This window comes from Streptomyces sp. NPDC002671 (genome assembly GCF_053592475.1).
This window is the reverse complement of sequence record NZ_JBSFVU010000013.1, coordinates 1-14281: the sequence shown is the minus strand read 5'-3', so window position 1 is coordinate 14281 and position 14281 is coordinate 1. Positions and strand designations below refer to the sequence as shown.

The following is a 14281-nucleotide window of genomic DNA, read 5'->3' as shown; positions in this document are numbered from 1 at the left end:
TCACCATGCCCGCACCAGAGTCGACCCTGATCCCTCCACAGGTCTCCACTCAGCGCAACCCCCTCCGCACGATCTTCTCCCTCGTCCCCTCCCCCGGCCGTGACCGGCTGCGGAAGCGGGCCGCCGCGGCCACCGTCTGGTACCTGCGGCTCATGGTCGTGCTGAACATCGCCTGCGTGATCTCCCTCCCCTTCCGGGAGGAGGTGCACGAGCACAACGCGGGCGAGTACTTCACCCCGTACCTGGCCACCGCCGGCCTCGCCTCGGCGGCCCTCGCCCTCTTCCTGGCCATGGTGATGCGCCGCCGCAAACGGGCCGCCTGGGTCTTCAACCTGCTGCTCGCCGGCCCCCTCCTCGCCCTGTACACCCTCGCCCTCACCCACGGGTCGTACCAGGAGCACCTCTTCAACTGGGCCTCCGCCGCCCTCACCGCCCTGTTCGTGGCCGCCCTGCTCATCGGCCGCCGCGAGTTCGACGCGATCGGCGACCGCTCCAACCCGCGCCTGGCCCTCGCGGTCGGCGCGGGCGGCTCCCTGATCAGCGCCGCGCTCGGCACGCTGCTGGTGCACCTCACCAACAAGCTCCCCGGCGCCAGCCTCCTCGACGAGGTCGCCTACACCCTGCTGCGCGGCATCAGCGTCGGCCCGCTCGCCGACCGCGTGGACGCCGTCCACGCGCCCCGCTGGGCCGACATCATCGTCAACAGCCTGATCGCGGCGACCTTCCTGCTCGTCCTGTACGCCTGCTTCCGCGCCCCCCGCGGCGAGCGCCTGCTCGACACGGAGGACGAGCAGCGGCTGCGGGCCCTGCTGGACCGGCACGGCGACCGCGACTCCCTCGGCTACTTCGCGCTGCGCCGCGACAAGGCCGTCGTCTTCTCCCCGAGCGGCAAGGCCGCCATCACCTACCGCGTCATCGGCGGCGTCAGCCTCGCCTCCGGCGACCCCATCGGCGACCCCGAGGCCTGGCCCGGCGCCATCGACGCCTGGCTCGCCGAGGCCCGCCGCCACGCCTGGACCCCGGCCGTGATGGGCGCCGGCGAGGAAGCGGGCACGATCTACGCCCGGCACGGCCTGGACGCCCTCGAACTCGGCGACGAGGCGATCGTGGACCTCGCCGACTTCACCCTCGACGGCCGCGCCATGCGCGTCGTCCGCCAGGCCCACAACCGGGTCAAGCGGGCCGGCTACACCGTCCGCGTCCGCCGCCACGAGGACATCCCCGACGACGAGATGGCCCTCCTCATCGACCGCGCCGACCAGTGGCGCGACGGCGCCACCGAGCGCGGCTTCTCCATGGCCCTGGGCCGCCTCGGCGACGAGTCCGACGGCCGCTGCATGATGCTGGAGTGCCGGGACGCGGAGGGCCGCCCGCGGGCCCTGCTCAGCTTCGTCCCCTGGGGCGAGCACGGTCTGTCCCTGGACCTGATGCGCCGCGACCGCGCCTGCGAGAACGGCCTGATGGAGTACATGGTCGTGGAACTCCTGCTGCACGCAGAGGAGTTGGGCGTACGACGGGTCTCGCTGAACTTCGCCATGTTCCGCTCGGTGTTCGAGCGGGGCGCCCGCCTCGGCGCGGGCCCGGTGCTGCGGCTGTGGCGCTCGATCCTCACCTTCTTCTCACGCTGGTGGCAGATCGAGTCCCTGTACCGCGCGAACGCCAAGTACCGCCCGGTGTGGGAACCCCGCTTCCTGCTCTTCGCCAAGAGCGCCGACATCCCGCGCATCGGCCTGGCGAGCGCCCGCGCGGAGGGCTTCCTGACCCCGCCGAGCCTGCCGGCCTTCACCCGGCGCCGTCAGCAGAGCTGCGCCGACGGGGTCACTTCACCCCGACCGACCGCATCACGGTGAGCACGAGGGTCCGCGCCGCCTCCACCACCTCACGCAGGGACACGCACTCCCGGGGGCTGTGCGCGACCCGTACGTCGCCCGGCCCGTACTGCAGCGTCGGTATCCCGGCTCCCGCGTAGAGCCGCAGATCGCTGCCGTACGGCGCCCCGCGCTCGCGGGGCCGGGTGGCCCAGCCGTTGGCGTCGGCGCAGGCGTCGCGCACCTCGTCGCGCAGCGGATGCCCCTCCGGGAGGCGTCCGCTCGCGAACTGCCCGCCCGGCCAGCTCACGCTCGCCGGATGCTCCCGCAGCCAGGGGTGGCCGGCGCAGACCTCGGCCACACACCGCTCGAACTCCGCTCGCGCGGCGCCGGCGTCCTCCCCCAGCCGCACCCCCAGCCGCCCTTCCGCAACCAGCAGATCGGGCACGCTGCTGGCCCAGTCCCCCGCCCGCAGGGTCCCGACGGAGAGGGCGTACGGGATCGGATACTCGGCCATCAGCGGGGAGGGGTCGGCGTTGCGGGCCGTCTCCAGGCGGGCCAGCGCCTCATGGAGCGGCAGATACGCGTCGACGGCGCTGACCCCGGCGTCCCGTGAACTGGCGTGGGCGGCCCGGCCCGGCACGGAGAGGCGGAAGGTCAGCGCCCCTGCGTTGGCGGTGACGAGGGTTCCGCCGGTCGGCTCGGTGACGACACAGGCGTCCCCGCCGTACCCCCGCTTCAGGGTCCCGAAGGCGCCGATCCCGCCGTCCTCCTCCCCGACGACGAAGTGGACGGCAACCCGCCCGCGCAGCCGCACCCCGGCCGCCCGGATCGCATCGAGCGCGGCCAGATGCGCGACCAGCCCCGCCTTCATGTCACAGGCCCCGCGCCCGTGCACGACGTCCCCGGTGACCCGCGGCACGAACGGATCCCCGTCCCAGGCGCGAAGATCCCCGGGCGGTACGACGTCCACGTGCCCCTGGAGGATCAGCGTGGGCCCGTCGCCCTCGGCCGCGGTATGGCCGACCAGCCCCCAGGCCTCGTCCCGCGGGACCTCCATCCCGGGAAATTCCGGGTCGGCGCGGAGCGCAGGCAGATCCATGGCCCACAGATCGACGTCCAGGCCCAGCCGCTCCAGCCGCCCGGCGAGCAGATGCTGAAGCTCCGACTCGGCGGCGCTCCCGGTCACACTGGGCACCGCGATCAACTCGAGCAGCGTCCGCCCGATCGCCGCCTCGTCGATGCAGGCAAGGGCGGCAGCCTCCTGATCACTGAGCACGGAACCTCCCCTCCCGAGCCAAGCTCCCGCTCAGATCATGGCCCGGCCCGCACTCCGGGGCTACCCCCGAGCGCAGGTGGGAGACGACTACGCCGAAGGCGAAGCCGAGGCGGACCCCCCGCCCACCGTGAACCCGATCACCGCCCCGCCCCCTTCTCGCCGGAAGGCAAACGGCGCGCCCCCATGCGCCATGGCAACCTCACGCACGATCGACAGCCCCAGCCCGGACCCCGGCAGGGACCGCGCATCCGCAGCCCGGTAGAACCGGTCGAAGATCCGGATCAGATCCCCCTCGGCGATCCCGGGCCCCCGGTCCAGCACCTCCACCCGCACCGCCCCCGGCCGCGCCGGCCCCGCGATGTGGATCTCGATCGGCGCCTTCCCGCCCCGGTCGAACTTCGCCGCGTTCTCCACCAGGTTGGAGAGGGCCCGCTGCAACATCCCCGGCCGCCCGTCCGTACTCGTGTCGCCGCTGGTCCGCAGCACGATCTCCCGCCCGGTACGCCGCTTCGCCAGCCCCACCACGTCCTCCGCGATGTCGGCGAGGTCCACCCGCTGCGGCGGCTCCGTGTCGGACTGCCCGGCGGCGAGGTCGACCAGCTCGTTGACCAGGTCGGTCAGCTCACGGGCCTCCTGGGTGAGGTCGGCGACGAGGTCCTCCCGGGTCGCGGGCGGCAGCTCGTCGATCCGGCGCAGCAGCGAGATGTTCGTACGCAACGACGTGAGCGGCGTACGCAGCTCGTGCCCCGCGTCCTGCACCAGCCGCCGCTGGTCCTCCTCCGACTGCGCGAGCCGCCCCAGCATCCGGTCGAACGCCCGCCCGAGCCGCCCCACCTCGTCGAGCCCGACGACCGGCACCTGGATGCCCAGCTGCCGGGTGCGCGCCACGTCCTCCGCGGCGGAGGTCAGTATCACCAGCCGCATGGTGATCCGCCGGGCCAGCCACCAGCCGAACAGACCGGCCAGCACCACGACCGCCGCCATCAGGATCAGCGTCCGCTGCTGGAGCGTACGCAGCAGATCCTCGGTATCACTGAACTCCTGCGCGACCTGCACCGCGCCCCGCCCGTCGCCCAGCGACACCGTGGCGATGCGGAACAGGTCACTGTCGACCCCGACGTCCTTGTGCTCGACCACCTTCCCGGCCGTCTGAGCCCGCGCGACGGACTTGTCGTGGCCGGTGACGGGCAGCACGGGGTTGCCGTGGTCGACGATCTGCCCCTGATCGCCGAGCACCTGTACGTCGGTGCGGGCGGGCCGGACCAGATCATGGCCCGGCCGGGAGGAGGAGAAGTCCTCCGGGACCATCTCGTGCTGCCGCACCTCGTCCCGGACGTCCTGCACGACCTGCGTGAACACCGACTGCTGGTCGACCCGGACCAGGCGGGCGGCGGAGCCGTACGACACGATGCCGACGAGGATCGCGACGGCCGCGGTGACGGCCGCGAAGGAGACAGCGAAGGTGGTCCGCAGGGAGACCAGCTTCGGCCGCGGCCGGTCCAGCAGCCGCCGGCGGCGGCTCACTCAGTCCTCCCGCAACACGTAACCCACGCCCCGCACGGTGTGGATCAGCTGCGACGCGCCGGGTTCGTCCAGCTTGCGGCGCAGGTAGCCGACGTAGACAGCGAGGTTCTTGGAGCCGGGCCCGAAGTCGTAGCCCCAGATCCGGTCGTAGATCGTCGAATGATCGAGCACGATGCCGGCGTTCCGCACGAGCAGCTCCAGCAGCTCGAACTCGGTACGGGTCAGCTCCAGCTCGCGCGTGCCGCGCCAGGCGCGGCGGGCCTGGAGGTCCATGCGGATCCCGGCGGCCTCGACCTGCCGGTCGGAGAGCTGCGGCTCCCGCCCGCCGTCCCCACCACTCGCACCTGCCGCCGAGGCAGCCACGGGCGTCGTACGACGCAGCAGAGCCCGCAGCCGGGCGAAGACCTCTTCGACGTCGAACGGCTTGACGACGTAGTCGTCGGCACCGGCGTCCAGGCCGGCGATCCGGTCGGCGGTCTCCACGAGGGCGGTGAGCATCAGGATCGGAGTGCGGTCGCCCTCGGCACGCAGCACCCGGCAGACCTGGAGCCCGTCGATACCAGGCATCATCACGTCGAGGACGAGAATGTCCGGCGGCGTCCTGTGGGCCTGAGCGAGCGCCTCGACGCCGTCGGCGACCGCCGTCACCTCGTACCCTTCCAGCGTCAGGGCACGCTCCAGGGCATGACGGATGGCACGGTCGTCTTCGGCGAGCAGCACAGTCTGGGGCACGCACCCAGTCTGCCAAGGCCTCCGGCGGTTAGGCCGGGACGAGCAGGCCTACGATCACGCTTTTTACCCCTCTCTCACCGTCACAGCGGAACCCACCCCCCGCCCCTACCGTCTTCTCACCGCATCCCGCCCGGCACCACCCACGCGAGCCGGCAGCCTTTCGGCCGACCGAGTCGGGCGGGTGGGCAAAAGCCAGGCCGACAGGGCCTAGGGGCGCAGCGCCGCCAGCTGTTCCGCGAACGGGACGACAACCGCCTCCCTCGGCCGAGCCGCCGTAGGCATGAGCGCGGCCAGCTCCCCCGCCGCCCGTTCGATCCGCTCGGGCAGCCCCTCCGCGCCCCAGTCCTCCGAGGCGGCGTAGACAGCGGTCGGCACGACCACGGCCCGCAGGTACGCGAACAACGGCCGCAGCGCATGTTCCAGTACCAGCGAGTGCCGCCCCGTACCCCCGGTCGCCGCGATCAGCACCGGCTTGCCCGCCAGCGCGTCCTTGTCGAGCACGTCGAAGAACGACTTGAACAGCCCGCTGTAGGACGCGCTGAACACGGGCGTGACGACGATCAGCCCGTCGGCCCCCGCCACCGCGTCCTGCGCGGCGGCCAGAGCCGTCCCGGCGAACCCGTTGGTGAAGTTGTGCGCGATCTCGACCGCGAGGTCGCGCAACTCGACGACCTGCACATCCACCGGCGTCTGCCGGTCCACCGCCGCGGCCAGCCGGTCACCCAGCAGCCGCGTGGACGACGGAACGCTCAGCCCCGCCGAGACGACGACGAGCTTCATGCGGACACCTCCTGGGAAGCCTTGAGGGAAGCGTGCGTCGGCGCCTCCGGCACAGCCGCCGGACGGCCGTTCGCGAACTCCTTGCGCAGCACCGGTACGACCTCCTCGCCGAGCATGTCGAGCTGCTCCAGCACGGTCTTCAGCGGCAGCCCCGCGTGGTCCATCAGGAACAGCTGGCGCTGGTAGTCACCGGCGTACTCCCGGAAGGACAGCGTCTTCTCGATCACCTGCTGCGGGGAACCGACCGTCAGCGGGGTCTGCTCGGTGAACTCCTCCAGCGAGGGCCCGTGCCCGTACACCGGCGCGTTGTCGAAGTACGGCCGGAACTCGCGGACCGCGTCCTGCGAGTTGCGCCGCATGAACACCTGGCCGCCGAGCCCCACGATCGCCTGCTCCGGCGTGCCGTGCCCGTAGTGGGCGTACCGGCTCCGGTACAGCTCGACCATCCGCTTGGTGTGGTCGGCCGGCCAGAAGATGTTGTTGTGGAAGAACCCGTCGCCGTAGTACGCGGCCTGCTCGGCGATCTCCGGCGAGCGGATCGACCCGTGCCAGACGAACGGCGGCACCCCGTCCAGCGGGCGCGGCGTCGACGTGAAGCCCTGCAGGGGCGAACGGAACTTCCCCTCCCAGTCGACGACGTCCTCGCGCCACAGCCGGTGCACCAGCGCGTAGTTCTCGACGGCGAGGTTGATGCCCTGCCGGATGTCCTGCCCGAACCAGGGGTAGACCGGCCCGGTGTTGCCGCGGCCCATCATCAGGTCGACACGCCCGTCGGCCAGGTGCTGGAGCATCGCGAAGTCCTCCGCGATCTTCACCGGGTCGTTGGTGGTGATCAGGGTGGTGGAGGTGGAGAGGATCAGCTTCTCCGTCTGCGCCGCTATGTAGCCGAGCATCGTGGTCGGGGAGGACGGCACGAACGGCGGGTTGTGGTGCTCACCGGTCGCGAAGACGTCCAGGCCGACCTCTTCGGCCTTCAGCGCGATGGCGACCATGGCCTTGATCCGCTCGCGCTCGGTCGGCGTACGCCCCGTCGTGGGGTCCGGCGTGACGTCGCCGACCGTGAAGATCCCGAACTGCATGGCCGCTCATCCTCCAGGCTTGTTGACTGTTCAACTAAGCCCTTGCAACAGTCACCCACCCGGCGAATATTCCATCCCGGCACCCCGACCTTGGCGGCGCACCCGACAGCACCGTCAGGGGCACCCCGGCCGCCCCCTCAGGGCACCAGCACCAGCCGCCCCCGGACACCCCCCTGCGCCAGCCGCTCGTGCGCCTTCGCGGCGTCGGCCAGGGTGAAGGTCTCGGCCACCCGGAGCGTCAGGACCCCCTCGTCCACCAGCCGGACCAGCTCCGACAGCCGTGCACCGTCGGCGCTCACCTCCACGGCCGTGGTCCGCACCCCGCGCACCGGGGCGGGCTGCCGGCCGGGCTGGGCACTGACGAAGACACCCCCGTTCCGCACCGACTCCAGCGCCGGCTCCCCGAGCATCGCCGCGTCCAGCACCGCGTCCACACTGCCCGGCGCAACCCCGTCGGCCGTGAACTCCGCAGCCCCCAGCGACCGCACCAGCTCCTCGTCCATCGCCCGGGCCTGCCCGGTCACCACGATCCCCCGCCGCGCGGCCAGCTGGACGGCGAACCCGCCGACCGCACCCGCGGCACCGGTCACCAGCAGCGACGCACCCGGCGCCAGGTCCAGCAGGTCGAGGGCCTGGACGGCGGTCAGCCCGTTCAGCGGCAGGGCGCCTGCATGCACCGCGTCCACCGTGGCCGGCGCCTTGGCCACCGCGTCCGCCGGCACGACGACATACTCGGCGTGCGCTCCCAGCGGATCGACCACGCCCGCCGCGAGCGCCACCACCTCGTCGCCGACCTGCCAGGCCGCGGCCACCCCCACCGCGTCCACCGTCCCGGCCACGTCCCAGCCGAGCCCCAGCGTCCGGCCCGCCCCGCCGAAGATGCCGGCCCGCACGGCCAGGTCCACGGGGTTCACCGCGCTGGCCGCCACCTTGATCCGCACCTGCCCGGCCCCCGGCTCCGGCACCGCCACGTCCACGAGCTCCACGGCCTCCGGACCACCGAACGTCGTCACCACAGCAGCACGCATGTCAACTCTCCCCGATTACAAGTCATTTGATGAGCTTCGCGGCGTTTTCCCGGCCGCGACACCAACTCTAGGAGATGTACTATCCATTGGTAAGTAGTTACCTGAGAGTGCGTAGCTGTCCCGAAGGAGAGCAAGCCCATGGCGACCACGACAGCGGCCCAGCGCCGCGAGCAGGCCCGAGTCGAGTACGACGCCTTCCTGCGCGCCTGCCCCACCAACCAGCTCCTCGGCCGGCTCAGCGACAAGTGGGTCAGCCTGGTCGTGGCCGCGCTCGTCCCCGCCCCCATGCGCTACAGCGACCTCAACCGCAAGATCGCGGGTGTCAGCCCCAAGATGCTCACCCAGACACTGCGCACCCTGGAGCGCGACGGCATCATCACCCGCACCGTCACCCCCTCCGTCCCGGTCCGCGTCGACTACGCCCTCACCCCGCTCGGCAGCAGCCTCGCCGCCCTGCTCAGCGCGGTGAAGAACTGGGCGGAGACCAACTTCGAGGAGGTCCGGACGGCCCGCGAGCGCTACGACGCCGAGAACACCGAAAGCGCTGAGAACGCCGCCTAGACGCCGCCACCGGCCATGTCAGAACGCGCACCCCGGCGTGCGAAGCTGCGGGCATGACGATCCTCCGCTCCGCCACCCTGTTCGTCCTCGCCGCGCTGTTCGAGATCGGCGGGGCCTGGCTGGTCTGGCAGGGCCTGCGGGAACACCGCGGCTGGCTGTGGATCACCGGCGGAGTCCTCGCCCTCGGCGCCTACGGCTTCGTCGCCACCTTCCAGCCCGACGCCCACTTCGGCCGCATCCTGGCCGCGTACGGCGGGATCTTCGTGGCCGGCTCGCTCCTGTGGGGTGTCGTCGCCGACGGCTTCCGCCCCGACCGCTGGGACATCACCGGGGCGCTCATCTGCCTGGCCGGAATGGCCGTGATCATGTGGGCGCCGCGAAGCACGGGCTGAGGCTCACTTACATTGGACAGAGCCCGACCACCGAACAAGCCACCGAACGAGCCCGGAGCTGCCCATGGCCACCGCCGCCCCGTCCGCCGCCTCCCGCATCGCCGTCGTCACCGGTGCGAGCAGCGGTATCGGCGCCGCCACGGCCCGGCAGCTCGCCGCGGCGGGCTACCGCGTGGTCCTCACCGCCCGCCGCAAGGACCGCATCGAGGCGCTGGCCGAGGAGCTCAACGCGGCCGGGCACTCGGCTACGGCCTACCCCCTCGACGTAACCGACCGCGCGGCGGTCGACGAGTTCGCGACGGCCTTCAAGACGATCGGCGTCCTGGTCAACAACGCGGGCGGCGCGCTCGGCGCGGACCCGGTGGCCACCGGTGACCCCGCGGACTGGCGCACGATGTACGAGACGAACGTCATCGGCACCCTGAACCTCACCCAGGCCCTGCTGCCCAAGCTGGTGGCGAGCGGTGACGGAGTGGTGGTCGTGGTGTCCTCCACCGCCGGGCACGGCACGTACGAGGGCGGCGGGGGCTATGTGGCCGCCAAGCACGGCGCCCACGTCCTCGCCGAGACGCTGCGCCTGGAGATCGTCGGCCAGCCGGTGCGGGTCATCGAGATCGCGCCCGGCATGGTCAAGACCGACGAGTTCGCGCTGACCCGCTTCGGCGGCGACACCGAGAAGGCCGCGAAGGTGTACCAGGGCGTCGCCGAGCCCCTCACCGCCGACGACGTCGCCGAGACGATCACCTGGACGGTCACCCGACCCAGCCACGTCAACGTGGACCTCCTCGTCCTGCGCCCGCGCGCCCAGGCGTCCAACACGAAGGTGCACAGGGAACTGTCATGACGCAGGAGTCCTCGGGGCCCGCGGAGTCCGCAGAGTCCCCCGGTATCCCGGAATCCGCCGAGAAGCGCCGCCTGGCCCAGGAGAAGAAGGACGAACGCCAGGTCTGGTACTTCCTGGCGTACTTCCTCTTCGGCATCCACATCCTGGCGTTCGTGATGATCTACGCCGTACGCCACGGGCACTGATCAGGGGCACGAGGGGTCGTCGACGATGACGGCGTTCGCCGGCACGATCTTGACGTCGTCCTCGTCCTCGGCCTGCACGAACTTGGTCGTGGCGTAGCCCCGCTTCCCCTTGCCCACGCACTTGGTGGCGAGGTTCCCGAAGCCGTCCGGGAAGTTGTAGACCTCGGCGGCGCTGTTCTCCCCCGCGCGCCCCTTCACGGGCGCGTCCGCCTTGCCGCGCTCGTCGTAGTACTGCCGGGAACACCCGCTGAGCAGCAGCACGGCACAGACACCGAGTACGGCGCTCAGCCGGCGCACGCCTTGTCCTCCACGATCTGCACGTTCGACGGCCCGGACGCGTTGGTCGTCACATACGCCCGGAACCCGTGCCCCACACACTTGGTGGCGAGGTTCCCGAACCCGTCGGGCATGTTGTAGACCTCGGCAGGCGTGTTGTCCCCCGCCCGCCCCTGCACGGGGGCGTCCCCCTTCCCCCGCTCGTCGTTGTACTTCTGCGAACACCCCGCGAGCAGACTCCCCGCGACCACGACGAGCCCGGCGGCCCATATCCCCGCACGCCTGCGTGTGTGCTTCATCAACTGGCCCTCCCCGACAGACGGTTGCCCGGCGAGGAGGTAGACAGCGAGCGGGCCGACGCGGTTCCGGCAACCGGGGGCCTCTCGCGTCAGCCCTTGACGCACACGACCTGCTTCAGCTTCGCCACGACCTCCACGAGGTCCCGCTGCTGATCGATGACCTGCTCGATCGGCTTGTACGCGCCCGGGATCTCGTCCACGACGCCGGAGTCCTTACGGCACTCCACTCCCTGCGTCTGCTCCTCCAGGTCCTTCGTCGAGAAGCGCCGCTTGGCCGCGTTGCGGCTCATGCGCCGACCGGCGCCGTGCGAGGCCGAGTTGAAGGCCTTCTCGTTCCCGAGACCCTTCACGATGTACGAACCCGTGCCCATCGAGCCCGGGATGATTCCGAAATCTCCGGAGCCGGCCCGGATCGCACCCTTGCGGGTGACGAGCAGGTCCATGCCCTCGTAGCGCTCCCGGCTCACGTAGTTGTGGTGGCAGCTCACCTCGGGCTCGAAGGTCACCTTGGCCTTCTTGAACTCCTTGCGGATCACGTCCTTGAGGAGCGCCATCATGAGCGACCGGTTGTACTTCGCGTACTGCTGAGCCCAGTAGAGATCGTGCTCATACGCCGCCATCTGCGGGGTCTCCGCGATGAACACAGCGAGGTCGCGGTCGACCAGGCCCTGGTTGTGCGGGAGCTTATGGGCCACGCCGATGTGGTGCTCGGCGAGTTCCTTGCCGATGTTCCGGGAACCGGAGTGCAGCATCAGCCAGACGGCGCCTTCGGTGTCCGTGCACACCTCGATGAAGTGGTTGCCGGCGCCGAGCGTCCCCATCTGCTTGTGCGCCCGCTCCTCCCGGAACTTCACCGCCTCCGCGACCCCGTCGAACCGCCCCCAGAACTCGTCCCACCCAGCGGTGGCCAGCCCGTGGAACTCTCCCGGCCAGACGGGGTCCTCATGCATCCCCCGCCCCACCGGAATCGCCTGCTCGATCTTCGACCGCAGCCGTGACAGATCCCCGGGGAGATCATTCACCGTCAGCGACGTCTTCACCGCGGACATTCCGCAGCCGATGTCCACGCCCACCGCGGCAGGGCATACGGCCCCCTGCATGGCGATGACCGACCCGACCGTCGCGCCCTTCCCGTAGTGGACGTCCGGCATGACCGCCAGACCCTTGATCCACGGCAGAGTGGCCACGTTCTGGAGCTGCCGCAGGGCCACGTCCTCCACCGTCGCCGGGTCCGCCCACATGCGGATCGGGACCTTCGCGCCCGGCATTTCTACGTACGACATATCTTCCTCGTTCCCCCGAAGACAACAACAAAAAGACTTAAGAGCAGCAAAACGCAAAAGCAGCGCCAAGGTCGTCGAAAAGGGACATGGGACCGGCGTTCACAGCAGTGCGTGCGATACACATTGTCTCCAGGGGACGCCCCGCTGCGGCAAGCGAATAACCAGCGGGGACACTGGAGCACCGAGCGATCGCGCACCGTCGGATCGCCCACGTCGAGAGGAGCCCGACCGTGCAGCGGAAGGCGTACGTAACCGGTACCGCCGCCCTCCTCGCGGCGTTGCTGGCCGGCTGCACGAGCGGCTCCGGCGGGGAGAGCCCGGCGGACGACGCCAACCCGGGCGGGGCCGGCACGGCCACGGTCGCGGCCCAGCCCGGCCGGTACCGCAGCCTCCCCGAGCCCTGCGGCGCGGTCGGCCACGACACCCTCGACACGCTGCTGCCCGGCATCCAGCAGATCGCCGACCCGGAGCAGCGCGACAAGGCCTACGCCGGCGAGGCCGCGCTCACCTACGACACCGACCGCAAGGTGGGCTGCCGCTGGAAGGTCGACTCCGCCGAGGCCACCGACCGGCTCTCCGTCGACTTCGAGCGCGTGGTGTCGTACGACAACACGGTCAGTGACGACGACCAGGCGATGAACCTGTTCCAGGACAAGCGGACGGCGGCCGGGATACCCGGTCCCAGCGCCACGCCCGCCACGCCCACCACGCCCACCACCGGGGCCTCCACTCCCTCCGCTTCCCACTCCCCGACGTCCTCCTCGTCGGCGACCTCGACCTCCACAGGCACCCCGAGTGACGACCCGTCCTCCTCCGCCGACCTCCAGCCCCGCGCGCTGTCCGAACTCGGTGACGAGGCGTACCTGGACGACCAGCTCGGTGAGTCCGGTTCGACGGTCGAACAGCGGACGGTGACTGTGGTGTTCCGCACGTCCAACGTCATCGTCACCATCGAGTACGAGGAGCAGCCGATGGCCGTCGGCGCGGTCCCGGACAGCAAGGAAATGCAGGACAGGGCCCGTAATCTGGCCTCCCAACTGGACAGCGCGCTCAACGCCTGACGCCCCCCGCGGTCGTTTCCGCCGCCGCCCGCAAAGCCCGTGAACGGAAACCGCACAGCTCCTTCACCGCGTACGGTGGCCCCGCAGGAACCCGCACGAACACCCGGCGTCATGAGTGAAGGAACCATGCAGCGAGCAGCCCAGCGAGTCGACCGTGCCCACCGTGACCAGCGAGCCAAGCGCCTCCGTCGCGCCCTTGTCTGCGCGGCCACCGTCCCCGTGGTGCTGATCGCCGCCGGCTGCTCCTCCGACTCGGGCGACAGCAAGGCCAAGGGCGATGGCGGTAACAGCGCCTCGCCGAGCGCCGGTGCCTCCGAGAAGCCGTCTGCCAGCGCCTCCCCGACCGTGCAGCCCGCCGCGTTCAAGAAGCTGCCCAAGCCGTGCTCGGTGCTGTCGGCCAAGACCCTGGGCAGCCTGGTCCCCAAGGGCACCGGCTCCGCCAAGGAGGGCGCCACCGACGACACGGCGTCCCGTTCCTCCTGCGCCTGGAGCAGCCTGGACAACAACGGCGTCAAGGGCTCGCAGTTCCGCTGGCTGAACGTCTCCCTGCTCCGCTTCGACTCGGACGCCAACCGCGGCTCCGGCAACACCCAGGCGCACACCTACTACAACCAGCAGGTCAAGGGCGCCGAGACGGTGACCGGTGCGACGCACGCCAGTTCGACGCCGATGTCCGGGGCGGGCGACGAGGCGATGGTCGTGCGCTACGACCTGAAGAAGAAGGAAGGCGCCTTCAAGCAGCAGACGGTCGTCTCCCGCGTCGAGAACGTCGTCATCACCCTCGACTACAACGGTGCCGGTCTCGCGGGCGAGAAGACCCCGGACGGCGGCGAGCTGGCCAAGGCCGCGGAGAAGGCCGTCAAGGAGGTCGTGGCGGCGGTCTCGCGGGCCAACGACGGCGGTGCGGGTGCCGGTTCGTCGACGACGTCCTCCGCGTCCCCCTCCAAGTCGGGCGCGAAGAAGGCCTGATCGGAGGGCGGCCGGGGTCTACCGGAAGGACCGGTACCGCGTTCGGCGCACACATGTGCCACCCTGTAGCGCGCAAGAGCACGCAACGGGAGGGGAGTACGAGTGGCCGCGCCACCGCAGCTGACTCGGTTGCACCGCATTCTCATCGGCGTGGTCGTTGGCGGCGCCTTGATCATCGCCG

Annotated in this window: 16 protein-coding genes; 7 read left to right on the top strand and 9 right to left on the bottom strand. The window is 71.0% G+C overall.

Annotated elements, in window-relative coordinates; genetic code table 11:
* The first annotated feature begins 5 nt into the window (after positions 1-5).
* On the top strand, positions 6-1850 hold the full coding sequence (locus tag ACWD35_RS21085) for a phosphatidylglycerol lysyltransferase domain-containing protein (RefSeq protein WP_451352823.1): 1845 nt from the start codon (positions 6-8) through the stop codon (positions 1848-1850).
* Here the strand turns inward: ACWD35_RS21085 and ACWD35_RS21080 are convergent.
* The 6 genes from ACWD35_RS21080 to ACWD35_RS21055 all read right to left on the bottom strand — a co-directional run bounded on the left by ACWD35_RS21080 (position 1819) and on the right by ACWD35_RS21055 (position 8230).
* Positions 1819-3087, bottom strand: coding sequence for an ArgE/DapE family deacylase (locus tag ACWD35_RS21080; RefSeq protein ID WP_451352822.1), 1269 nt, complete (start codon positions 3085-3087; stop codon positions 1819-1821). The two genes, ACWD35_RS21085 and ACWD35_RS21080, sit on opposite strands and share 32 nt — an antisense overlap.
* A gap of 87 nt (positions 3088-3174) precedes the next feature.
* The gene (locus tag ACWD35_RS21075) at positions 3175-4611 is read right to left on the bottom strand and encodes an ATP-binding protein (RefSeq protein ID WP_451352821.1); all 1437 of its coding nucleotides are present in this window, start codon (positions 4609-4611) and stop codon (positions 3175-3177) included.
* Positions 4612-5343 carry a response regulator transcription factor gene (locus tag ACWD35_RS21070; RefSeq protein WP_451352820.1) on the bottom strand — a complete coding sequence of 244 codons (732 nt, stop codon included), beginning with the start codon at positions 5341-5343 and terminating at the stop codon, positions 4612-4614. It lies immediately after the preceding gene.
* 207 nt (positions 5344-5550) lie between these two features.
* The gene (locus ACWD35_RS21065; protein WP_451352819.1) at positions 5551-6123 is read right to left on the bottom strand and encodes an FMN reductase; all 573 of its coding nucleotides are present in this window, start codon (positions 6121-6123) and stop codon (positions 5551-5553) included.
* The gene (locus ACWD35_RS21060; protein ID WP_451352818.1) at positions 6120-7202 is read right to left on the bottom strand and encodes an LLM class flavin-dependent oxidoreductase; all 1083 of its coding nucleotides are present in this window, start codon (positions 7200-7202) and stop codon (positions 6120-6122) included. Before ACWD35_RS21060 ends, ACWD35_RS21065 begins: the two co-directional genes overlap by 4 nt.
* Positions 7203-7339: 137 nt before the next feature.
* A complete protein-coding gene (locus tag ACWD35_RS21055; protein WP_451352817.1) occupies positions 7340-8230 on the bottom strand; it encodes an NADP-dependent oxidoreductase in 891 nt (296 codons plus the stop codon).
* A 138-nt stretch (positions 8231-8368) separates the two neighbouring features.
* Here ACWD35_RS21055 and ACWD35_RS21050 point away from each other — a divergent pair, with 138 nt between their 5' ends.
* From ACWD35_RS21050 to ACWD35_RS21035, 4 genes are all read left to right on the top strand, one after another.
* Entirely contained in the window at positions 8369-8791 is a 423-nt protein-coding gene (locus ACWD35_RS21050; protein WP_451352816.1) for a winged helix-turn-helix transcriptional regulator, read from the top strand.
* Between the two features lie 53 nt (positions 8792-8844).
* A complete protein-coding gene (locus ACWD35_RS21045; protein ID WP_451352815.1) occupies positions 8845-9183 on the top strand; it encodes a YnfA family protein in 339 nt (112 codons plus the stop codon).
* 64 nt (positions 9184-9247) lie between these two features.
* A complete protein-coding gene (locus ACWD35_RS21040) occupies positions 9248-10027 on the top strand; it encodes an SDR family NAD(P)-dependent oxidoreductase (RefSeq protein WP_451352814.1) in 780 nt (259 codons plus the stop codon).
* Positions 10024-10212 (top strand): hypothetical protein, encoded by a 189-nt coding sequence (locus ACWD35_RS21035; RefSeq protein WP_451352813.1) that lies wholly within the window; start codon positions 10024-10026, stop codon positions 10210-10212. Before ACWD35_RS21040 ends, ACWD35_RS21035 begins: the two co-directional genes overlap by 4 nt.
* Here the strand turns inward: ACWD35_RS21035 and ACWD35_RS21030 are convergent, their stop codons facing one another.
* From ACWD35_RS21030 to ACWD35_RS21020, 3 genes are all read right to left on the bottom strand, one after another.
* Positions 10213-10509 (bottom strand): hypothetical protein, encoded by a 297-nt coding sequence (locus ACWD35_RS21030; RefSeq protein WP_451352812.1) that lies wholly within the window; start codon positions 10507-10509, stop codon positions 10213-10215.
* On the bottom strand, positions 10497-10787 hold the full coding sequence (locus tag ACWD35_RS21025; protein ID WP_451352811.1) for a hypothetical protein: 291 nt from the start codon (positions 10785-10787) through the stop codon (positions 10497-10499). The genes ACWD35_RS21030 and ACWD35_RS21025 overlap by 13 nt, the downstream gene beginning before the upstream one ends.
* An 89-nt stretch (positions 10788-10876) precedes the next feature.
* Positions 10877-12070 (bottom strand): RtcB family protein, encoded by a 1194-nt coding sequence (locus ACWD35_RS21020; protein ID WP_451352810.1) that lies wholly within the window; start codon positions 12068-12070, stop codon positions 10877-10879.
* Between the two features lie 230 nt (positions 12071-12300).
* Here ACWD35_RS21020 and ACWD35_RS21015 point away from each other — a divergent pair, with 230 nt between their 5' ends.
* Together ACWD35_RS21015 and ACWD35_RS21010 are read left to right on the top strand one after the other, a co-directional pair.
* Positions 12301-13131, top strand: coding sequence for a DUF3558 domain-containing protein (locus ACWD35_RS21015; RefSeq protein ID WP_451352809.1), 831 nt, complete (start codon positions 12301-12303; stop codon positions 13129-13131).
* A 111-nt stretch (positions 13132-13242) separates the two neighbouring features.
* On the top strand, positions 13243-14100 hold the full coding sequence (locus ACWD35_RS21010; RefSeq protein ID WP_451352808.1) for a DUF3558 family protein: 858 nt from the start codon (positions 13243-13245) through the stop codon (positions 14098-14100).
* Positions 14101-14281: the final 181 nt, after the last annotated feature.